The organism is Microbacterium sp. CGR1 (assembly GCF_051062835.1).
Lineage (GTDB): Bacteria > Actinomycetota > Actinomycetes > Actinomycetales > Microbacteriaceae > Microbacterium.
Genome location: NZ_JAOTPG010000001.1, coordinates 1,937,076 through 1,957,277 on the forward strand (window position 1 = coordinate 1,937,076; position 20,202 = coordinate 1,957,277).

The 20,202-nt window shown below is 67.8% G+C and carries 20 protein-coding genes and 1 tRNA gene; 8 read left to right on the plus strand and 13 right to left on the minus strand.

The genetic code is table 11. The annotated features are described in order from the left end of the window. The first annotated feature begins 49 nt into the window (after nt 1-49). Nucleotides 50-706: a hypothetical protein gene (locus OD997_RS09660; RefSeq protein WP_434331374.1), complete on the plus strand. Its 657-nt coding sequence runs from the start codon at nt 50-52 to the stop codon at nt 704-706. Between the two features lie 69 nt (nt 707-775). Continuing rightward, complete coding sequence (locus tag OD997_RS09665) at nt 776-970, plus strand: hypothetical protein (RefSeq protein WP_434331375.1); 195 nt, start codon at nt 776-778, stop codon at nt 968-970. A 42-nt stretch (nt 971-1,012) separates the two neighbouring features. On the opposite strand, the gene OD997_RS09670 is transcribed toward OD997_RS09665, so the two are convergent. The 3 genes from OD997_RS09670 to OD997_RS09680 all read right to left on the minus strand — a co-directional run bounded on the left by OD997_RS09670 (nt 1,013) and on the right by OD997_RS09680 (nt 2,957). Beyond that, complete coding sequence (locus OD997_RS09670) at nt 1,013-1,429, minus strand: cyclophilin-like fold protein (protein WP_434331376.1); 417 nt, start codon at nt 1,427-1,429, stop codon at nt 1,013-1,015. Nucleotides 1,430-1,851: 422 nt separating this feature from the next. Continuing rightward, nucleotides 1,852-2,583 (minus strand): SDR family NAD(P)-dependent oxidoreductase, encoded by a 732-nt coding sequence (locus tag OD997_RS09675; protein ID WP_434331377.1) that lies wholly within the window; start codon nt 2,581-2,583, stop codon nt 1,852-1,854. Between the two features lie 283 nt (nt 2,584-2,866). Continuing rightward, nucleotides 2,867-2,957, minus strand: a tRNA-Ser gene (locus OD997_RS09680). 149 nt (nt 2,958-3,106) lie between these two features. Between OD997_RS09680 and OD997_RS09685 the strand changes: the two genes are divergently transcribed. Continuing rightward, entirely contained in the window at nt 3,107-3,883 is a 777-nt protein-coding gene (locus OD997_RS09685) for a hypothetical protein (protein WP_434331378.1), read from the plus strand. A gap of 103 nt (nt 3,884-3,986) precedes the next feature. Here OD997_RS09685 and cydC read toward each other — a convergent pair whose 3' ends face one another. From cydC to OD997_RS09710, 5 genes are all read right to left on the minus strand, one after another. After that, complete coding sequence (gene cydC, locus OD997_RS09690; RefSeq protein WP_434331379.1) at nt 3,987-5,660, minus strand: thiol reductant ABC exporter subunit CydC; 1,674 nt, start codon at nt 5,658-5,660, stop codon at nt 3,987-3,989. After that, complete coding sequence (gene cydD, locus OD997_RS09695) at nt 5,657-7,324, minus strand: thiol reductant ABC exporter subunit CydD (RefSeq protein WP_434331380.1); 1,668 nt, start codon at nt 7,322-7,324, stop codon at nt 5,657-5,659. Before cydD ends, cydC begins: the two co-directional genes overlap by 4 nt. Before the next feature lie 106 nt (nt 7,325-7,430). After that, on the minus strand, nt 7,431-8,453 hold the full coding sequence (cydB, locus tag OD997_RS09700; RefSeq protein ID WP_434331381.1) for a cytochrome d ubiquinol oxidase subunit II: 1,023 nt from the start codon (nt 8,451-8,453) through the stop codon (nt 7,431-7,433). A gap of 14 nt (nt 8,454-8,467) precedes the next feature. After that, nucleotides 8,468-9,883 carry a cytochrome ubiquinol oxidase subunit I gene (locus tag OD997_RS09705; RefSeq protein ID WP_400790484.1) on the minus strand — a complete coding sequence of 472 codons (1,416 nt, stop codon included), beginning with the start codon at nt 9,881-9,883 and terminating at the stop codon, nt 8,468-8,470. A gap of 109 nt (nt 9,884-9,992) precedes the next feature. Then, a complete protein-coding gene (locus tag OD997_RS09710; RefSeq protein WP_434331382.1) occupies nt 9,993-10,619 on the minus strand; it encodes a helix-turn-helix transcriptional regulator in 627 nt (208 codons plus the stop codon). 100 nt (nt 10,620-10,719) lie between these two features. Between OD997_RS09710 and radA the strand changes: the two genes are divergently transcribed. After that, the gene (gene radA, locus OD997_RS09715; RefSeq protein WP_056313333.1) at nt 10,720-12,087 is read left to right on the plus strand and encodes a DNA repair protein RadA; all 1,368 of its coding nucleotides are present in this window, start codon (nt 10,720-10,722) and stop codon (nt 12,085-12,087) included. Between the two features lie 37 nt (nt 12,088-12,124). On the opposite strand, the gene OD997_RS09720 is transcribed toward radA, so the two are convergent. The 4 genes from OD997_RS09720 to OD997_RS09735 all read right to left on the minus strand — a co-directional run bounded on the left by OD997_RS09720 (nt 12,125) and on the right by OD997_RS09735 (nt 16,715). Next, on the minus strand, nt 12,125-12,535 hold the full coding sequence (locus OD997_RS09720) for a hypothetical protein (protein WP_056313335.1): 411 nt from the start codon (nt 12,533-12,535) through the stop codon (nt 12,125-12,127). Between the two features lie 364 nt (nt 12,536-12,899). After that, on the minus strand, nt 12,900-13,562 hold the full coding sequence (locus OD997_RS09725; RefSeq protein WP_434331383.1) for a hypothetical protein: 663 nt from the start codon (nt 13,560-13,562) through the stop codon (nt 12,900-12,902). A 9-nt stretch (nt 13,563-13,571) separates the two neighbouring features. Next, the gene (locus OD997_RS09730; protein ID WP_056313339.1) at nt 13,572-14,075 is read right to left on the minus strand and encodes an amino-acid N-acetyltransferase; all 504 of its coding nucleotides are present in this window, start codon (nt 14,073-14,075) and stop codon (nt 13,572-13,574) included. Nucleotides 14,076-14,189: 114 nt separating this feature from the next. Further along, nucleotides 14,190-16,715 (minus strand): ATP-dependent Clp protease ATP-binding subunit, encoded by a 2,526-nt coding sequence (locus tag OD997_RS09735; RefSeq protein ID WP_056313341.1) that lies wholly within the window; start codon nt 16,713-16,715, stop codon nt 14,190-14,192. Between the two features lie 226 nt (nt 16,716-16,941). Here OD997_RS09735 and OD997_RS09740 point away from each other — a divergent pair, with 226 nt between their 5' ends. Continuing rightward, a complete protein-coding gene (locus tag OD997_RS09740; RefSeq protein WP_434331384.1) occupies nt 16,942-17,583 on the plus strand; it encodes a hypothetical protein in 642 nt (213 codons plus the stop codon). Continuing rightward, nucleotides 17,580-17,810, plus strand: a complete 231-nt coding sequence (locus tag OD997_RS09745; protein ID WP_434331385.1) for a helix-turn-helix domain-containing protein — start codon at nt 17,580-17,582, stop codon at nt 17,808-17,810. Before OD997_RS09740 ends, OD997_RS09745 begins: the two co-directional genes overlap by 4 nt. Nucleotides 17,811-17,817: 7 nt before the next feature. Here the strand turns inward: OD997_RS09745 and OD997_RS09750 are convergent, their stop codons facing one another. Next, nucleotides 17,818-18,171, minus strand: a complete 354-nt coding sequence (locus OD997_RS09750) for a YbjQ family protein (RefSeq protein WP_434331386.1) — start codon at nt 18,169-18,171, stop codon at nt 17,818-17,820. A gap of 104 nt (nt 18,172-18,275) precedes the next feature. Between OD997_RS09750 and OD997_RS09755 the strand changes: the two genes are divergently transcribed. Next, a complete protein-coding gene (locus OD997_RS09755) occupies nt 18,276-18,608 on the plus strand; it encodes a hypothetical protein (protein ID WP_120493828.1) in 333 nt (110 codons plus the stop codon). Nucleotides 18,609-18,752: 144 nt separating this feature from the next. Beyond that, complete coding sequence (locus OD997_RS09760; RefSeq protein WP_434331387.1) at nt 18,753-20,177, plus strand: dicarboxylate/amino acid:cation symporter; 1,425 nt, start codon at nt 18,753-18,755, stop codon at nt 20,175-20,177. Nucleotides 20,178-20,202 lie beyond the last annotated feature (25 nt).

Sequence of the window (20,202 nt, forward strand, 5' to 3'; positions counted from 1 at the left end):
CCCGTGAGAATCGACCGGCGATGCTCGGCCGTCCCCTAAGCGTCGAAGCATGGATATCGACACCAGACGACCCCGGGCTCGCAGTGCACGCATCCTCTCACCGCTGTTCGGGGCAGCGGTCACCGCTGCGCTTCTGGCGGGATGCGCCGCCCCCGCGTCACCCACCCCGACGGTCACGCAGACGGTGACGGCACCCGCCGATCCGGCGCCGACCTCGTCACCCAGTGCGTCCTCCACGCCGACCGCGGACGCCAGCCCATCGGGCATCGGGGATGTCGAACTGGGCGTGCCCTATGACGAGGCCGTGGCGGTGGCGGGTGCGACTCCGGTGGAAGCGTGTCCCTGGCTCGCGTCCGCTGAGGCCGACGGGTACATGCTGACCATCCAGCGCCCCGAAGTCTCGGAACAGGACCCCGCGGTGGTCGATCTCGTGCAGGTGTCCGCCTCTCCCGTCGAGCTCGAAGGCAAGCCGGCCGCAGGCCCGATGACAGCTGAGGGAGTCGGCCTCGGTTCACGGGTGGACGAGGTGCTGACCGCGTACCCCGATGCGGTCGAGATCGAGAGCGTCGGCGATCGCCGGTATCTCGCGATCGAGTCGGAGCCCGGCACCGGATCGGTCTTCCTGACCTACACGGCCGGAGGCGACATCATCTGGGCAGTGACCGCGACGAGCCTGGACGAGCCGCCGTACGAATCCTGTGGCTGAGCGCGGCACATCATCTGCGTCCCCTCCGCACCCTGGTGCCCTGAGGAACGGTCGGGCACACTGAAGGGCATGAGCGAACCCGGGGCGACCGATGCAGGCATGGTGAAATACATCACGATCGGTGTGCTGGCGGGCCTGTTCCTCGGAGTGATCATCGGAATGCTCGTCGAACCCATCGGGGTCGGCTTCGGCATCAGCGGTGGGCTGTTCCTCGGCATCCTCGTGGCGACGATCGCGTGGCTGATCAGACGACCGCCGAAATAGATATCGGCCGCCGAGCGACTCCGTTCGACTCGCAGTGAGGTGTCAGTCGACGATGGCGATCGTCACCGGGCTGCCCTCGAGAAGCGACAGCTGCTGCTCGGTGGCGGAATAGGTGCCGAGGTGGAGGGTGGCATCGGAGTATCCGATTCCGGTCGCGTCGTAGTAGAACCCGAGGTTGCCCCACGACGTGTAGTAGATGAGGTCACCGTCTTCGGGGTCCGAGCCGGGCGAGCCCTCGTAGTCGAGCTCGCGGGGAAGGTAGGCGATCTTCTCTGCACCGGCGAACTCTTCGACCGTCAGCTCGAGCGGCAGCATCGAGAGGAAGTCACGGACACCGGGACTGTCTTCGCCGATCGTCACGTCGACGCTGGTGCGGTCGGATGTGAACCGCACGGTCGTGCCGACGACCTGTTCCGGTTCGGGGACAGCCGTCGTCGCGGGTGGGTCAGGAGCTGCCACGTGGCTGGCGGTCGGAGTAGGCGAGGTATCGGGTGAGGCGACCGGCGTCGGGGCGCACGCGGTGACGACACACCCCAGCATGGCGACTGCGGCGAACGCGAGAGATCTGCGCGGCCTGGACACGTTGCTCTCGATCACGCGACGGGAGTGGGCTCCTCGATCAATGCCGGCAGGGCCGGAAGGTAGAGGTCCATCGAGATCGGCCCGAACACCGTCAGAAGCAGGAGCACTGACGGCAGCAGACGGCGGGTGACGCTCGGGACTTGTCGAGGCGGCAGGCATGCGTCCATCGTGCGCCCCCGCCGAGGCACATAGGAGTCTCTATCGAAGGGTGTATTGGCCGGGCACCCGTCAGAGGTGCGGCGCGCCTACTGGCTTCATGTCGGCGTCGATGCGAAGGGTCGCTCGTCGGCGACCGCACGTCATGGCGTCAGCGTCACGCCGGTGTGCTCGGCCAGCGCAGCCAGCAGCTCGTCTTGAAACGCCTCGTCATTCACCGCGGGGTGCGGCGTCTGACGCCGTTGGTGATGCCAATAGCCCCCGGAGACGAGAGCAGGCAGATCGTTCGTCGTCGCGAGCCACGCCTGCGTCACATGTCCAAGATCCAGGTCATCGCTCGCCGACGGCCCGCCCATCCTCGTCGGGACCCACCCCGGGTCGACGGCGTGAGACACGACATCCGGCCGGCGCCGAGCCACTGCCGCCATGAGCACTGTGACGAGGAGCTTGCTGTCGGAATAGGAGACGGTCTTCGACCCGCCGCTCCAGTCAGCGTCGCCGACATCGGGGCGGCCACCCCGATGCATACTGCTGGAGAGGTAGATGAGGCGCGTGGCTCTCACCGACTCCGTGAGCAGGTAGGGAGCGACCACATTGACGGGCAGCAGAGCCGCGCCGTCGATCACGCCTGCATTGTGGATCACCGCGTCGAAGGAGCCCATCCCGGCGGCCTCATCGCCCAGGCCGCGGACCTGGTCGAGGTCGGCGAGGTCGCCCACGACAGCCCTGGCGCCGCGCCCGACGAGCTCGTCCAACATTTTCAGACGGGCATCGTTGCGTGCGTGAACGACGACGTCGTGGCCGTCGTCCAGCAGCGACACCGCAGCTGCTCGGCCGATGCCCTCGGTCGAACCGGTGATCAGAATGCGAGCCATGCGAATCGCGCCTCTCCTCAGCTTCTCATCTTTCGCACCACGCTATTGGGCAACGGGTTCTCAGACCAGCTATCACCCGATCGGGCCGTTATCGACCTAGATGCGCACATCCGTGGATGCGCTATCGTTCGGCGCCCCGGGCGACCGGCAGTGAATCCATATCGGGCCCCACCACCGAGAGCGCTCACGAGTCCACCCGCTGGCCGAGCATGAAACATGCACCAAAAATGCACCACGCCCCACCCCGGATACGGAAAAACCCCCGATTTCTCGGGGGTTTCCATGGCGGTGACGGTGGGATTTGAACCCACGGTAGGGGGTTACCCTACACAACTTTTCGAGAGTTGCACCTTCGGCCGCTCGGACACGTCACCGCGGACTAGCTTACGACAACGGGGGCCACGGCGCGAATCGAGCGCGTTTTACCCGGTCGGACCTCGGTCGACCGGCGAGCCCGCTGGTTAGGATGGCCTAAGGCATCCGTCACGGATGAGCCGCGGAGTCGAGGCACGGAGGGGACGCAATGGGCTTCATCACATCAGAGGCGCTGGCAGAGACCGGATACGTCGTCCTCGACGACCACGATCAGGCATCTGACCCCGCCGAGTGGCTCGACCTCGCGTACATCGGCTGGCGCTCGTCGGGCGTCACCCGCTTCGCCCCGCTCGCGAGCTATGCGGGCGAGATCGAGTGCAACGGCTTCTGGAACCAGACCCCTCCCCGCACCGACAAGGACGGCGTGTGGGTCGACTCGCAGGTCGCGATCGCTCCCACCCTGCAGCGCCGCGCGCTCGAGCCCGGCGCCGGAGTCGGCCGCTGCCGCGTGATCGAGCTGCAGCCCAACGAATACGCGGATGCCGTCTACAACCTGCACCAGGACGACAACAACCGCCTCAACGAAGACGGCACCGGCTGGGTCGTGCGCGGCTATTACAACCTGTCGGATGACTCGGACTCGCTGCTCCTCCTGCGTTCCGACCGGTTCGATCCGGCGACCGAGATCCGCCTGCCCCTGCGCGAGGGGTCGCGCATCATCGTCGACACCCAGCGCTTCTGGCACGCGGTCTGGCACCGGGGCACAGCCCCGCGGTACGCACTGATCACCTCGTGGACGTCAGGCCCCGAACTCGACGCCTACATCGAGGCGAACCACGGCGACCCGCACCCGGTGACCGTCGACCTCGATCCGCGCCTCGTCGACGACGCTCAGGTCGAGCTGCACCGACGCATCGAAGAGCGCCGTCGCGCCTTCGAAGCCCAGGGCATCGTGATGGAGCCCCGCGCCGACCTCAGCGTCTGACCGGCCCGCCGCGTCGTTTCGTCTCCTCGCTGCGCTCCTCGCTCAACGCCCGAATCGCTCTCGCTCGTTGAGCGAGCGCAGCGAGGCGAAGCGCGCCACCCGACTACGCCGAGACGGTGCGCCCGTCTTCCAGCCGCACCACGCGGTCGACCGTCCCTGCCGGCGGAGAGACGTGCGAGATCAGCAGCACCGACTGCTCCCCCGCCGCCTGCAGCAGATCGTTCAGCAGAGCATCGGATGCGTCGGGATCGACGCCCGCTGTCGGCTCGTCGAGCACCAGCACGGGGAAGCCCCGCAGCAGCGCCCGCGCCAGGGCGATGCGCTGCGCCTGACCGCCTGAGACGAGTCCGCCGCGATCGCCGACCCGCGCATCGAGCCCGCCACGCTCGCGCACCCACCCGCCGAGACCGACCCGGTCGAGCACGGCGAGCAGCTCGTCATCCGTCGCAGAGTCGCGGGCGAAGAGCAGGTTCTGGCGGATGTCCTCATCGAACAGCTGCGGGCTCTGCTCGCACAGCCCGATCGTGCGGCGCAGAGCGGGGCCCGACAGCGCCGCAGCATCCATGCCGCCGACGGAATACTCGCCCTCGACTCGCAGGAAGCCGACGAGAGCCGCGGCCAGCGAGCTCTTGCCCGCCCCGCTCGGGCCGGAGACGAGCACGCGCTCCCCCGGCTGCAGGTCGAGATCGACGCCCCGCAGCGCCGGCGTTCCGCCCGGCCACCACGCACGGACATCTCGGAGCGTCAGAGCGGGAACGCCGGAGATCTCGACATCCTCTCCATCATCCGATCGCAGCTCGGCGGGAACCTCGGACGGCAGCACATCGACGACGCGTTCGGCGCTCGACCGCACACTCCGCCAGGATGCCGCCGCGATCGGCACTGCACCGAAGACTTCGAAGACGACCATCGGCACCAGCACGGCTACGGCCAGCCAGGGGCCGTCGATCGCACCGGTCGCAAGTCCCGGGGCGGCGACGGCGAGCGCCCACACAGACGCCGCACCGGCCACGGCCGAGACCGCACCGGCGGCGATCGCCTGCGCGAGCGACGCTGTGCTCACTGCACGGCGAAGTTCGACATCCGCCTGCCGCACCCGCTCTCGGGCCTGCGCCTCGGCGCCGTACGCGATCAGCACGTCGAGAGCGCCGAAGTAGTCGGTCAGCGCCGCCGACAGGTCGCCTCGGCGGCGCGAGACGGCGGCCTCTGCGCGTGACCCGAACAGCCACCCGAGACCGATCGCGGCCGCGGCGGCGATCACCAGACACGCGGCGAGGGTGAGCGCGGCCGGCACCGACACGAACAGCAGGAACACCACTGCGCCGAGGGCGACGAGACCCGACACCGCGAGCGGCTGCACCACGCGCAGCGGCAGGTTCTGCAGGTTCTCGACGTCATCGACGAGCGCGGACTGCACCCGGCCGTGGTCGGTGCGACCGAGCCCGGCGGGCGACAGAGGGGTGAGGCGCCGCACCATGTCGGCGCGAGTGGATGCGAGCTGACGCAGCGCCGCATCATGTCCGCTCAGGCGCTCGAGGTAGCGGGTGACGGCACGCGACACCGCGAAGAACCGCACACCCACGACAGCGATCGACAGCGGTACGAGCGAGTCCACGATCGAGGCGCTGACGATCAGCCAGCCGCTCACGGCGAGGAGGCTCACGGCGGCGCCCGCCGACAGGAATCCCCAGATCGCGCCAGGCAGGAAGCGACGCAGCGGCGGTTGCGCGAGGCGGAGGATGCCGCGCACGCGCGCCGCGGTGGTGGTGCCGCTCATACCCTCACCCCCACCTCGACGACGTGGTCGGCTATCGCCCTGGCCGAGCGGCGGTGCGAGACGAGGAGAATCGTGGCTCCGGCATCCGCCCGTGCGCGCAGCGATGTCCAGAGCCGCTCCTCGGTGTCGGGGTCGAGCGCACTGGAGGGCTCATCGAGCGCCAGCACCGCATCCTGCCGAACAGAATGCCGATACAGCGCTCGGGCGACCGCGACGCGCTGCGCCTGGCCACCCGACAGCCCGCTCCCCTGCACGCCCAGTTCGAGCGCCGGGTCGAGGTCGTTCGCACAGGCGTCATCCAGGGCGTGGCGGATGCCGTCGGCATCCGGTGTCTCGTCACCCAGCACCACGTTCGCGGCGATCGTGCCGCGGCTCAGCTGCGGCCGCTGTCCGCTCCAGGCCAGCCACTGCGATGCGGCGATATCGCGCACATCGACGCCGCCGACCGTGGCAGCCCCCTCGAACTCGACCGCACCGCGCAGCGCCGCGAGCAGACTCGACTTGCCCGCTCCACTCGGCCCCTCGATCAGGGTGATGGTTCCGGAGGTCGCGGTGAACGAGACCGGCGGCATATCGCGCACCCGCAGGTCGGTGACGACGAGGTCTCGCGCGTTCGTGCTCCGCAACTCCGGACGGTACGACGCCGAACGCGACCGATCAGCAGAACCCGGCCCGACTGCGACCTGATCTCCGGAGTTATGGAGCACGGACGCCCGCGCCTCGGCCGAATCCAGCACCTCGAACACGTCTTCCGTCGCCGCGACCCCCTCGGACGCGGCATGGAACTGCACGCCCACCTGCCGGATCGGCAGGAACGCCTCGGGGGCGAGCAGCAGCACGAACAGCCCGACCTCGAGCGAGAGGTCGCCCGACAGCAGCCGGAATCCGACCGCCACGGCGATCAACGCCACGGCGATCGAGGCCAGCAGCTCCATCGAGAAGCCGGAGAGGAACGAGAACCGCAGAACCTTCATGGTCTCGCGGCGGTACTCGTCGGCGGTGTGCTCGATCTGCGCGGTGGCGCGGCGCTCGCGCCCGAACAGACGAAGCGTCGAGAGCCCCTGCACGGTGTCGGCGAATCGCGCCGCGAGGCGCTGCAGCGTCTGCCACTGCTTGCGCTGCACCGTGCGGGTGGCGATGCCGATCAGGATCAGGAACAGCGGGATGAGCGGCAGCGTGATGAGCGCCGTCAGTCCGCTCGGCCAGTCCTGCCACCACATCACCGCGACCAGCACCGGCGTCGCGATCACCGTGAGCACGAGCTGCGGGATGTATCGGGCGAAGTACGCGTCGAGCGCCTCGAGCCCATGCCCTGCGGTCACAGCGAGGCCTGCCTGATTGCGCTGCGCGAGCCACCCGGGTCCGAGGCGCCCGACGGCTGCGATCAGCGCGGCACGCAGCTGCATCCCGGTCTTCGCGGCGGCTCGGGTTCCGGCGGCATCCGACGCCGCGATCAGCACCCCTCGGAGGGCGGCGAGACCGAGCAGCCACAGCAGCGAGGTCGTGACATCGCGTCCGGCGAGCGCGCCGGTCACGGCATCCGTGAGCATCCAGGCGAACGCGATCGTCACCGCCGTCTGCGCGACGCCGATGGCGCCGGACAGCAGCAGGAATCCGCGCGCCGCGCTCGCGTACCGCAGCAGACGGATGTCGACCGGCTTCACCGTTCCACCCCCTCAGCCGTGGTCAGACAGGTCGCTCCGGTCGCAGTTCGTGCCGCTCCGCGATCAGGAAGGCGGCACGAACTGCGACCGGAGCAGAATCCGAGTCTCACGCGTGCGCCGGAGCCCCCTCGATCGAGCTGCGGGTGACCCTCTTGCGGAAGATCCAGTAGGTCCACGTCTGGTACGCCAGCACGAGGGGCAGGGCGATCAGCGCGGTCCAGCTCATGATCGTCAGCGTATACGGCGTGCTCGACGCGTTCTCGATCGTGAGGCTGAAGGCCGGGTCGATCGTCGATGGCATCACGTAGGGGAACAGCGCCGCGAACAGCATCACGACAGCGGATGCCACGGTCACAGCGCCCGCCGTGAAGGCCCGCCCGTCGCGGCCACGCATCGAGAAGACGACCGAGCCGATGAGGGCGAGCGCGGCGACGAGTCCGCATCCGACGACCATCAGCAGCAGAGGGGCCTCCCGATCCCAGGCGATGCCGATCGTCCAGATCACGGTGCCGGCAGCGGCGAGCACGGTGGGGCCCGCAGCGAGCTTGACCAGGCGACGGGCATCAGTGTGCACCTGTCCATCGGTCTTGAGCGAGACGAACAGCACGCCGTGCAGGAAGAACAGCAGCAGCGTGGTGACGCCGACGAGCAGCGCATACGGGTTCAGCAGCGCGAAGAAACCGCCCACGTAGATGTGGTTCTCATCGATCGCCACCCCCTGCACGATGTTGCCGAAGGCGACACCCCAGAGCAGCGCCGGCACGGCCGAGCCGATCACGATCATCCGGTCGAAGCCGCGCTTCCACTTCGCCGACTCGCGCTGGTGCCGGTACTCGAACGACACCCCGCGCAGGATCAGCGCGAGCAGGATCAGAAGCAGCGGAAGGTAGAACCCGCTGAACAGCGTCGCGTACCACTCGGGGAACGACGCGAACAGGCAGGCGCCGGCGACGATGACCCAGGTCTCGTTGAGATCCCAGATCGGGCCGATCGTGTTGATCACCTGGCGACGCGAGACGTCGTTCTTGCCGAGGAACGGCAGTGACATGCCCACGCCGAAATCGAACCCGTCGAGCACGAAGTAGCCGACGAAGAGGAAGGCGACGATCCAGAACCACATGTATTCCATGACTGTTCCCTTTCTCAGTACACGACCGACGGCAGCTGGGCCGTCTCCTCGTGGGGCTGCTCTTCGGTGTCGGGGCCCTTCTGGGCCGCGCGGATGATGAGGCGGATCTCGACCACGGCGAGAGCGGCGTAGATCGCGGTGAAGGCGATCAGCGAGATGAGTACCTCGACGCCGCTGACACCCGGCGAGACGCCGTCTTGCGTGGTCATGAGCCCGAACACGATCCAGGGCTGCCTGCCCATCTCGGTGAAGACCCAGCCCATGATGTTGGCCACGAGCGCGAGCGGGAACGACCAGATCGCGAGCTTCCACATCCACGGTGCGGGCGGGTTCTTCGCGCCCTTGCGGGTGACCCAGAGGCCCACGACAGCCACGAGGGCTGCGGCCATCCCGAGGCCGATCATCCAGCGGAACGCCCAGTACGTGACCCAGAGCACCGGTGCGAACTCGGTGAGGCCGGTGTCGGCGAAGGTCGTGGCGTACTCGGCGTTGAGGTCGTTGATGCCGTGCACGCAGGCGTCGAACGTGTGCGTCGACAGGAGCGACAGCAGGTACGGCACGCGGATCGAGAACAGCTCGGAGCTGCCGTCGGGGGTGCCGAGGGTGAAGAGACTGAAGGACGCATCCGGTCCGCACACCGTGTTGAACGTCGCTTCGGCGGCCGCCATCTTCATGGGCTGCGCGGCGTACATCGCGAGGCCCAGCTGGTCGCCGGTGAGCACGACGCCGGCGGTCGAGACGATCATCGCCCACAGCCCGAACTTCAGCGAGATGCGCATGGTGTCGAAGTGCTGGCCGCGTGCCAGGTGCCAGGCCGAGACCGAGATCACGACACCGGCGGCGAACATCAACGCGCCGAAGATCGTGTGCGGGAAGGCGGCGAGCGCGACCGGGTTGGTCAGCAGCGCCCAGAAGTCGGTGAGCTCGGCGCGGTTGGTCTCGGGGTTGAAGACGTAGCCGACCGGGTTCTGCATGAAGGCGTTCGCGGCGATGATGAAGTACGCCGACAGGATGCTGCCGATCGAGACGCACCAGATCGTGGCGAGGTGCAGCTTCTGCGGCAGCTTGTCCCAGCCGAAGATCCACAGGCCGATGAACGTCGCCTCGAAGAAGAACGCCAGCAGGCCCTCGAAGGCGAGCGGGGCGCCGAAGACGTCACCGACGAAGCGGGAGTAGTCCGACCAGTTCATGCCGAACTGGAATTCCTGCACGATGCCGGTGACGACGCCCATGGCGAAGTTGATCAGGAAGATCTTGCCGAAGAAGCGGGTGAGGTGCAGGTACTGCACCTTGCCGGTGCGCACCCACGCGGTCTGGAAGATCGCCGCGACCAGCGCCATGCCGATCGTCAGCGGCACGAACAGGTAGTGGTAGACGGTCGTCAGACCGAACTGCCATCGAGACAGGACCAGTGGGTCTAGCCATTCCATGTGCCACTCCTTCTTCCGTGCCCGTGTTCTGCTGTGCCCCGGATGCCACGCTAACGACGAGCCCGCTGCCCCCGCGGGGCCGCAGACCGTGAATAAGACAGATGCTCGCCTAGGCGGCGGTCATCTCCGTCAGGCGCAGCTGCACGGTGCAGTCCGCCGGCAGGGCGGAGGTGCGCACGGCCTCGGCGGCGAGCGGCCCACCGGCTTCGGTGAGCACCCCCTGCATGAGGCCGAGGTGCACGGAGCACAGCATCGGACGGTCTTCGGCGCGACCCGTGGCGTGCGGGCACGGGCTGAGATCGACGGTGAGCTGCTCGTCATCGACGACGGGCTCGAAGCCGCTCTCCTCCAAGTGTTCGATCAGGGCGTCCAGCTGGTAGGTCGCGTCGCGACCCAGAGCGGATGCGGATGCCGGCAGCACGCGACGCAGCAGGTCGCCGCGCTCGGCTGCGGCCTTGGCCTTGTCGCGGGCGATGGGACTGGATGCGTCCGCGGTGCCGGTCGCGGCGCTGTAGAGCGTGCGCGGACGGCCGCGGGTGGTGCGGTGCTCGCTGGCCTGGATGACGTAGCCACCCTCGATCAGGCGCTGCAGGTGCTCGCGCACCGTGTTGGGATGCAGCCCCGTGGCGTCGCACAGCTCGCCGATGGTGCGATCCGCACGCGTCTGCACGAGGTGCAGGAGCTGCACCCGTGAGAACGTCGAGATCGGCCCGCAGACGGGCCCGCCATTGGCCATGACTCCAGTATTCCGCGGCCGCTGCGCGACATCGAGGGGTTGGGCCGTGAATAATGCCCGAACCGATAGGGATGTCTGATCCCGGCGATAGCCTGGCTGCATGGCCACCCGAAAACCTGCCCCTCCCGCGTACGTCTGCACCGAGTGCGGGTGGACGACGGCGAAGTGGGTCGGTCGCTGCGCCGAATGCCAGCAGTGGGGCACGGTGCAGGAGCAGGGCGCCCAGACCGGCATCCTGAGCCGCATCACACCGCTCGCTCCGACCGCGGCGAAGGCCGCACGGCCGATCACGCAGATCACCACCGAAGACGCTCCCCGACGCACGAGCGGTGTGGGCGAGTTCGACCGGGTGCTCGGCGGCGGCATCGTGCCGGGTGCGGCGATCCTGTTGAGCGGCGAGCCCGGCGTCGGCAAGTCGACGCTGCTGCTCGAGGTCGCAGCGCAGGCCGCGCGCTCCGGCCGCCGGGTGCTCTACGCCAGCGCCGAGGAGTCCCCCGCGCAGGTGCGTCTGCGTGCCGAGCGCACCGGAGCACTGCACGACGAGCTCTATCTCGCGAGTGAGACCGATCTCGCGACGATCCTCGGCCACATCGACGAGGTGGCACCGCAGCTCGTGATCGTCGACTCGGTGCAGACCGTGTCGTCGTCGCTGATCGACGGTGCCGCCGGCCAGCCGAGCCAGGTGCGCGAGGTCGCGGCGACGCTGATCCGCGTCGCGAAAGACCGCGGCCTGCCCGTCATCCTCGTCGGCCATGTGACGAAAGACGGCACCGTGGCCGGGCCCCGTGTGCTCGAGCACCTGGTCGACGTGGTGTGCCACTTCGAGGGCGACCGGCAGACGTCACTGCGCTTCATCCGCGCGTTGAAGAACCGATTCGGCCCCACCGACGAGGTCGGATGCTTCGAGATGACGGGAGCGGGCATCTCCGAGGTTCCCGACCCCTCGGGCCTCTTCCTCTCGCAGGGCGAGACGGAGCCGGGCACGTGCGTCGCCATCTCGCTCGAGGGCCGCAGGGCTCTTCCTGTCGAGGTGCAGGCACTGACGATCAACACCACCGCGCCGAACCCCCGCCGTGTGGTGCACGGACTCGATTCCTCCCGTGTGGCGATGGTGCTGGCCATCCTCGAGCGACGAGCGCACATCAAGACCAGCAATCTCGACGTCTACGTCTCGACCGTCGGCGGTGTGCGCTTCACTGAACCCGCCGCCGACCTCGCGATCGCGATCGCCGTGGCGGGTTCGATCCAGCAGATCTCCGTGCCGCGCACGGTCGCGGCGGTCGGAGAGCTGAGCCTCGCCGGTGAGATCCGGCCGGTCACGCAGTCGGCTCAGCGCCGCTCAGAGGCGTCGCGACTCGGCTACGAGCAGGTGGTCGACGACCGGTCGAAGACGCTGCGCGCGGCGCTCAACGACGTCCGCTCCCGCAACACCACTCGGCGCAGCGAAGCCGACATCCCGCCGTTCTGAGTCAGCGCCGTCCGCAGGGTCGCGGGCGCCACCGCGCTCAGGCGTCGAGGGCCCTGAGCAGCTCGTCGGGCGAGGCCTGCATCGGGTGCGGCCCTGCGATGTCGAGGAAGACCGTCGTGATCGGGTGCGCGACCAGGAACTTGCGCAGCCAATCGGCGGTGTAGATGCCCACCCCCGGCGGCAGGTTGTCGGGCTTGTTCTTCGCATCGCTGAACAGCAGAAGCGCCAAGTCGCCCGACTTCGGGTCGCGGTAGGTCCACACCTCACCGCTGTCGAGCGGGTTGTCGCGGGCGCCGGGCTTCACGAGCGGCACGACGGTGGTGCCGTGGCGCAACGCCAGGGCGACCGCGGCGATGTCCTGCTTCTCCAGGGCCTGTGCGAGAGCATCCGAACGGAAATCCTCGGGCGCGGGCTTGTTCTTCGCGGACTTCGCCTTCTTCGATGCCATGCATCCAGCATATTCAGCCCGCAGCTGCCGCTCCCCGCGAATGCGGACGCTCACCGCGAAATCGGACACGCGCGAGAGAGACGGAGGGAAAAGAAAAGGGCCCTCTCGAGTCATCCATTGGGGACTGGGGTACTCGAGAGGGCCCGCGGACCCTCGGGGCGGCATGTCGAAGCGCTGGGGACGCTGTGTTCGACGCCACTGGGGATGGCATGCGCCGCAAGTCTGCGAGGGTCACCTCAATGGTATCCCAAAGAACGGATGGTGTCAGCACCGAAACTGAGTGCAGGTCTGTATTCAAGACCTTTGGCCAATGCGGATGCGACGAGTGGCGCACTGTGCGAGGAACCAGGCGCCGGCCGGGCGCTCAGTACAGCAGGATCTGCTTGGTGGCCGCGCCCTTGAAGCCGCCGATCTCGACGGCCACGTGATACGACGCTCCCCCACCCGGAGCGCGCGCACGGTTCTCCTGGGCGCAGGTCTCGACGCTCGACCGCGTGCGATCCCAGGTCACCGGAACCTTGCTCGTGACCGTCGCACCGGCTGCCAGCGTGGCGATCATGCTGCTCGGGTTCTCCTGGCAGTCGGTCGAGCGCCACCACACGTCGGATCCGCTCGACACCGTGAGGACCTGGGTCGTCGACCCGACATCGATCGCGCAGTCCGTGGCTCCGCGGTTCGTCAGCGAGATCGACAGCTGCGGCAGGACTCCCGCCTGATACGTGTCGGCATCCGTGACGGCTGCGACCTCGACATCCTGCGCTTCGCACGCCACGATGCCCGGCGTCTCTTCACTGGACTGCTCGGGCTCGGGAGCGGGCGACTCGGCAGCGGTCGGGTCGGGGGTCGTCGATGCCGTCGGAGTCGACGAGGCGGAGGGCGTCGGCGACGGGGTCGCCTCCGTCGCACTCGCCCACGGCCGAGCCACGAGAAGCCACACCGCCGTCACGATGAACGCGACGAAGAGGATCAGTGCGACGAGGGTCACCAGTCGCCGACGACGATAGACGGCGGCGGAGTGACGAGGCATGAGTCCAGGTTAGTTGAGCCTTTTCAGCATCCTGGTGTTGCCGAGCGTGTTCGGCTTGACGTGCGCGAGGTCGAGGAACTCCTCGACACCGGCGTCACCGCTGCGCAGCAGCTGCGAATACACGTCGGGGTCGACGACCTGCTCGCCGATGATCGAGTACCCGCGTCGGCCGAAGAAATCGACCTCGAACGTCAGGCAGAACAGTCGGCTGAGACCCAGCTGCCTCGCCTGCTCCTCGAGAGCACCGACGATCGCGCCGCCGACGCCATGATGCAGCCAGTCGGCGCGGACCATCAGGGTGCGCACCTCTCCGAGATCCTCCCAGAAGACGTGCAGGGCACCGCAACCGACCAGTTCACCGTCTGCCTCGGCCACCACGAACTCCTGCACGGCGCCGTAGAGCACGGCGAGATCCTTGCCGAGGAGGATGCGCTGCTCGACCATCGGCTGCAGAAGATTCCGGATGCCGATGATGTCAGCGCTGCGCGCCGGCCGGACGATGTACTCGCTCACACCGACAAGCCTAGAACCCGTCACCTCCCGAGACCCTGAGCATGCCCGTACATGCCCCACCCCGGGCACAGAGAAGGGGCGGATGCCGCAGCATCCGCCCCTTCTGTGATCAGGTCACTCTCCGCTGGCGATTGCCAGGTCGGGGGTGCCGGGGATCGCGCCGCCGGTGTTGACGCCGACCGCGACCTGCTCGCCGCGCGGGCCGTGCTCGAAGAGGAACTCGCCGTCCTTCGAGTCGACCTTGACGTGGTCGCCGGGGTTCAGCTCACCGTGCAGGATCTTCTCGGACAGACGGTCCTCGACCTCGTGCTGCATCGCGCGACGCAGCGGTCGGGCACCGAGTGCCGGGTCGAACCCGATCTCGATGAGGCGCTCCTTGGCGGACTGCGAGAGCTCGATCGTCATGTCGCGGTCGAGCAGACGCTCGCCGAGGCGCTTCGTGAACAGATCGACGATCTGCACGAGCTCGTCCTTCGACAGCTGCGGGAACACGATGATGTCGTCGACACGGTTGAGGAACTCGGGCTTGAAGTTGCGCTTGAGCTCTTCGTTGACCTTGCCCTTCATCCGCTCGTAGTTCGTCGAGTTGACGCCCTCGATCTGGAATCCGACGGGACCACCGGCGATGTCACGAGCACCGAGGTTGGTGGTCATGATGATGACGGTGTTCTTGAAGTCGATCACGCGGCCCTGACCATCGGTCAGACGACCCTCTTCGAGGATCTGCAGCAGCGAATTGAAGATGTCCGGGTGGGCCTTCTCGATCTCGTCGAACAGCACCACGCTGAACGGCTTGCGACGCACCTTCTCGGTGAGCTGGCCGCCCTCTTCGAATCCGACGAATCCGGGAGGGGCACCGAACAGACGCGAGACGGTGTGCTTCTCACCGAACTCGCTCATGTCGAGCGAGATGAGAGCGGCTTCGTCGTCGAACAGGAACTCGGCGAGCGCCTTGGCGAGCTCGGTCTTTCCGACGCCCGTGGGGCCGGCGAAGATGAACGAGCCCGAGGGACGCTTCGGGTCCTTGAGGCCTGCACGCTGACGACGGATCGTCTTGGAGAGCGCCGCGATGGCCTCCTCCTGACCGATGACGCGCTGGTGCAGCGCCTTCTCCATGAAGACGAGTCGCGAGGACTCCTCTTCCGTCAGCTTGAAGACCGGGATGCCGGTGGCCTGCGCGAGCACCTCGGCGATCAGGCCCTCGTCGACGACCGCCTGGGTCGCGACGTCACCCGAACGCCACTGCTTCTCGAGGCGCAGGCGCTCGGCGAGGAGGCTCTTCTCCTCGTCGCGCAGCGATGCGGCCTTCTCGAAGTCCTGATCCTCGGACGCGACTTCCTTCTGCTCGCGGACCTTGGCGATCTTCTCGTCGAATTCGCGCAGCTCGGGCGGGCTCGACAGGATGCTGAGGCGCAGGCGTGCGCCGGCCTCATCGATCAGGTCGATGGCCTTGTCGGGCAGGAACCGGTCGGAGACGTAGCGGTCGGCGAGGTTCGACGCCGCGACGATCGCGCCGTCGGTGATCTGCACCTTGTGGTGCGCCTCGTACCGGTCGCGCAGCCCCTTGAGGATGTTGATCGTGTGAGGGAGGCTCGGCTCGTTCACCTGGATCGACTGGAAGCGGCGCTCGAGAGCGGCATCCTTCTCGAAGTGCTTGCGGTACTCGTCGAGCGTGGTCGCACCGATGGTCTGGAGCTCACCACGGGCGAGGAGGGGCTTGAGGATGCTGGCCGCATCGATCGCGCCTTCGGCGGCACCCGCACCCACGAGGGTGTGGATCTCGTCGATGAAGACGATGATGTCGCCGCGCGTGCGGATCTCCTTGGTGACCTTCTTCAGGCGCTCCTCGAAGTCACCGCGGTAGCGGGAACCGGCGATGAGAGAGCCGAGGTCGAGCGAGTAGAGCTGCTTGTCCTTCAGCGTCTCGGGCACATCGCCCTTGACGATCGCCTGGGCGAGGCCCTCGACGACGGCGGTCTTGCCGACGCCGGGCTCACCGATCAGCACGGGGTTGTTCTTGGAGCGACGAGACAGGATCTGCATGACCCGCTCGATCTCCTTCTCGCGCCCGATGACCGGGTCGAGCTTGTTGTCGCGTGCGGCCTGCGTCAGGTTGCGGCCGAACTGGTCGAGCACCTGCGAGCCGCCCTGGGCGCTCGGGGTGTCGTTCGACTGCGCGCCGACGGCTGCCGGCTCGCGGCCGGGTGCACCGGACAGGAGCTGGATGACCTGCTGGCGGACCTTGTTCAGGTCGGCGCCGAGCTTGACGAGCACCTGGGCTGCGACGCCCTCACCCTCGCGGATGAGGCCGAGCAGGATGTGCTCGGTGCCGATGTAGTTGTGGCCGAGCTGGAGGGCCTCGCGGAGGCTCAGCTCGAGGACCTTCTTGGCGCGCGGCGTGAACGGGATGTGCCCGGTCGGCTGCTGCTGGCCCTGGCCGATGATGTCCTGCACCTGCTCGCGTACGGCGTCGAGCGAGATGCCGAGGCTCTCGAGCGCCTTGGCCGCGACACCCTCGCCCTCGTGAATGAGGCCGAGCAGGATGTGCTCGGTGCCGATGTAGTTGTGGTTGAGCATCTTCGCCTCTTCTTGGGCGAGGACGACCACTCGACGGGCTCGGTCCGTGAATCTCTCGAACATGCTGTGACTCCTTATTCGCACGTGTTGTTCGACACTGGCGAAGACGCGTGAAGCGCTTGTACATCGAGAGTAACCACCGTGCGGATCACGTATGCCCGTGTTCGCCGTCGGCATAGTGCCGTGACGGTCGGTGACGGCGCTCTCGCGGGGCCGGGGTTGACGAACATATCGACAGTCGTTATGTTAACGATTATCGGTAATAACGACTCTCGATAAGGAGTGGATCATGACCTCGACCAAGAACCGCACGATCTCCCGCGGCGACACCGGAGCGCTGATCGGATTCTGCATCGCGGGGGTCGCGATCGCCGCGTACATCACGGTGCTCTCGATCATCCGGATCGTCGAACTCGCCCGCGGAGTCGACGTCCCGGTGCTCGCCGAGTTCATCGGCTCGAAGACCCCCGTCGACCTGCCGCTCAGCACCGGCGACAGCATCTCCGTCGGGCTCGACAGCGCCGTGGTCACGGCCCCTCAGCTGCCGGCGGTCGCGGCCGTGCCCGGCATCATGGGGCAGATCGCGCAGATCCTGACGATCGTCGTCGTGATCGGATGCCTCATCGTGCTGGCCCGGAGCGTTCTCGCCGGTCGCGTCTTCAGCCGCCGCAACACCGCTCTCGCCTCGACTGCGGGCATCACCGGACTCGTCGGCTTCGCCGCCGTCCGCTTCTTCGACAACATGCTCGCCAATGCGACGATCGCCCACATCACCGACAACGGCGTCGAGAACGCCGTCATCAGCGTCGAACCCTTCACCTTCGTGCTCGCGGCGTTCGTCCTCGCGCTCATCGGCACGGTCTTCGTGGTCGGCGACCGCCTGCAGCGCGACAAGGCCACCCTCGAGGATGAAACGCGAGGCCTCGTGTGAGCCCGGCGGAGAACGACGACGAGTTCACCGGCATCCACTGCCGTCTCGACGAACTGCTCGCCGCGCGAGGGATGACGCTGACCGAGCTGAGTGCCCGCGTGGGCGTGAGCATCGTGAATCTGTCGGTGCTGAAGAACGACAGGGCCAGGGCCATCCGGTACTCGACTCTGCGCGCGATCTGCGACGCGCTCGACTGCGAGGTCGGCGAGCTGCTCGTGCTCGCCTGATCCCCTGTCAGGCGGCCGGAGGCTGAGGCGGCTGTGCGACCGGCGTCAGAGGCTCGACGACCACGGCCGTGCCGTAGGCGCAGATCTCGGTGAAGTTCGCGATCGAGCCTGCATCGAAGCGCATCGCGACGATCGCGTTGCCGCCGCGCTGCTGGGCCTCGGCCCACATGCGCCCCATCACCACCTGCCGCGCCTCATACATGACCTGCGTGAACTCGGGGATCTCACCGCCGCCGAGCGAGCGGAACCCGGCGGTGAACCCCTGTCCGAAGTCGGTCGAGCGCACTGTCAGGCCCATGACCTCTCCCAGCACCTGGGTGATTCGATAGCCGGGGATGTCGTTCGTCGTCACCATGAACATGAGGACATCGTGCCATGGCCCGGGCGCCGTCACGGATTACCAGCGCGAGACGAATCGGCACAACCCCTTCTATGCATTCTCTGTGAGCCGATAGCGTGGGGCGCATGAAGCTCAACGACCGGAACCTGCGCACCTCCTCCCGCCTCCTCATGGCGCTGCCCATCGCGGCACTCGCCTTCTCGCTCGCCGCCTGCGGCGGATCCACTCGCCCCAGCGCCGACGACGTCGCCGACGGGCTCGACGAGTTCTTCACGTCTCAGGGCCAGGAGCTGCCCGACGGCGCCTCCGAGTGCTTCGCCGGCTACCTGGTGGACTCCGAGCTCAGCAATGAGACCCTCACGTTCCTCGCCAACGGCGAGGACAAGCAGTCCAGCGAGGCGGACAAGGCTCTGACTACCAAGATCCTGCAGGACAACCTCCAGGAGTGCGCGGGCTGACCCGCACCGTTCCGATCGACCGAGGATGACGGATGCTTCGGCATCCGTCATCCTTCGTCATCTCGGCCTCGGGACTCCGGCCGGCTCCTAGCGTGGACGGATAGCGCGCACACGGCGCGCACCGATTCTGGAGTCCCCAATCCAATGAGCACCACCGTCCGCGCCACGAAGGCGCCAGACACCCGCGGTCCTGTCCGGAAGCTGCTGACCTCGTTCGGCTTCCAGATCCTCGCGGCCCTCGTCCTCGGCATCGCCGCAGGTCTCATCGCCCGCCAGCTGGGCGCCACGGCAGACAGCCCCAACGGCCTCTCGGCCACGCTCGACACGATCGGCAGCTCGTACGTCACGCTGCTGCGCACGGCCGTCGTGCCGCTGATCTTCACCGCGATCGTCGCGAGCATCTCGAACCTCCGCCGCGTGCAGAACGCCGCGCGTCTCGCCGGTCAGACCCTGCTCTGGTTCGCGATCACCGCGTTCATCGCCGTGACCATCGGCATCGTGCTGGGCCTGGTCATCCAGCCCGGTTCGCGCGCCGGCGACGGACTCGAGCCGAGCGACCCTTACACGGTGGGCACGTGGTGGAACTTCCTCCTCGGCCTGATCCCGCAGAACTTCCTCGGCCTCAGTGTCAGCACCAACCCCGGCGCCGCCGAGGGCACGTTCTCGTCGAGCGTGAACTTCAACATCCTGCAGATCATCGTGATCGCGGTCGCCGTGGGCATCGCGGCGCTCAAGGCCGGCAAGAAGGCCGAGCCGTTCCTCGCGTTCACCGAGTCGCTGCTCAAGGTGATCCAGCGGGTGCTGTGGTGGATCATCCGCATCGCCCCGCTCGGCACCTTCGGCCTGATCGGCGCGGCGGTCGTCAAGTACGGCTGGGAGAAGCTCGCCTCGCTCGGCTGGTTCGCGATCGCGGTCTACATCGGCCTCGCGCTGGTGCTCTTCGTCGTCTACCCGATCCTCGTCAAGACCAACGGGCTGTCGATCAAGCAGTACTTCTCGGGCGTCTGGCCCGCCGTGCAGCTGGCCTTCGTCAGCCGCTCGTCGATCGGCACCCTGCCCCTGACCGAGCGCGTCACCGAGCGCAACCTCGGCGTGCCCCGCTCGTACGCCTCGTTCGCCGTGCCGTTCGGCGCGACCACCAAGATGGACGGCTGCGCAGCGATCTACCCGGCCATCGCCGCGATCTTCGTCGCCCAGTTCTTCGGCATCGAGCTGAACCTCGTGCAGTACCTGCTGATCGTGCTCGTCTCGGTCGTCGGCTCCGCCGCCACCGCCGGAACCACCGGCGCGACGGTCATGCTCACGCTGACGCTGTCGACGCTGGGTCTGCCGCTCGAGGGCGTCGGCCTGCTGCTCGCGATCGACCCGATCCTCGACATGGGCCGCACCGCGGTCAACGTCGCGGGCCAGGCGCTCGTGCCGACCATCGTCGCCAAGCGTGAGGGCATCCTCGACGAGGAGCTCTACAACGCCCCCCGCGAAGGCCTGCCCTTCGCCGACGACTCCGACGACGACGCGCCCGAGGCGGATGCCGCGGCATCCGAGAAGGAGCCGGCCGGCACCCGCTGACCCCGCATCCTCAGAGCGCCTCGCC

Excerpts from the sequence above, each read along its gene's own strand:
- OD997_RS09710 (WP_434331382.1), bottom strand. The coding sequence starts at position 10,619 with ATGGCCAATGGCGGGCCCGTCTGCGGGCCGATCTCGACGTTCTCACGG.
- OD997_RS09665 (WP_434331375.1), top strand. The coding sequence starts at position 776 with ATGAGCGAACCCGGGGCGACCGATGCAGGCATGGTGAAATACATCACG.
- OD997_RS09725 (WP_434331383.1), bottom strand. The coding sequence starts at position 13,562 with ATGCCTCGTCACTCCGCCGCCGTCTATCGTCGTCGGCGACTGGTGACC.
- OD997_RS09685 (WP_434331378.1), top strand. The coding sequence starts at position 3,107 with ATGGGCTTCATCACATCAGAGGCGCTGGCAGAGACCGGATACGTCGTC.
- OD997_RS09660 (WP_434331374.1), top strand. The coding sequence starts at position 50 with ATGGATATCGACACCAGACGACCCCGGGCTCGCAGTGCACGCATCCTC.
- OD997_RS09735 (WP_056313341.1), bottom strand. The coding sequence starts at position 16,715 with ATGTTCGAGAGATTCACGGACCGAGCCCGTCGAGTGGTCGTCCTCGCC.
- cydC (WP_434331379.1), bottom strand. The coding sequence starts at position 5,660 with ATGAGCGGCACCACCACCGCGGCGCGCGTGCGCGGCATCCTCCGCCTC.
- OD997_RS09675 (WP_434331377.1), bottom strand. The coding sequence starts at position 2,583 with ATGGCTCGCATTCTGATCACCGGTTCGACCGAGGGCATCGGCCGAGCA.
- cydB (WP_434331381.1), bottom strand. The coding sequence starts at position 8,453 with ATGGAATACATGTGGTTCTGGATCGTCGCCTTCCTCTTCGTCGGCTAC.
- OD997_RS09705 (WP_400790484.1), bottom strand. The coding sequence starts at position 9,883 with ATGGAATGGCTAGACCCACTGGTCCTGTCTCGATGGCAGTTCGGTCTG.
- OD997_RS09750 (WP_434331386.1), bottom strand. The coding sequence starts at position 18,171 with ATGTTCATGGTGACGACGAACGACATCCCCGGCTATCGAATCACCCAG.
- OD997_RS09760 (WP_434331387.1), top strand. The coding sequence starts at position 18,753 with ATGAGCACCACCGTCCGCGCCACGAAGGCGCCAGACACCCGCGGTCCT.
- OD997_RS09720 (WP_056313335.1), bottom strand. The coding sequence starts at position 12,535 with ATGGCATCGAAGAAGGCGAAGTCCGCGAAGAACAAGCCCGCGCCCGAG.
- OD997_RS09740 (WP_434331384.1), top strand. The coding sequence starts at position 16,942 with ATGACCTCGACCAAGAACCGCACGATCTCCCGCGGCGACACCGGAGCG.
- OD997_RS09755 (WP_120493828.1), top strand. The coding sequence starts at position 18,276 with ATGAAGCTCAACGACCGGAACCTGCGCACCTCCTCCCGCCTCCTCATG.
- radA (WP_056313333.1), top strand. The coding sequence starts at position 10,720 with ATGGCCACCCGAAAACCTGCCCCTCCCGCGTACGTCTGCACCGAGTGC.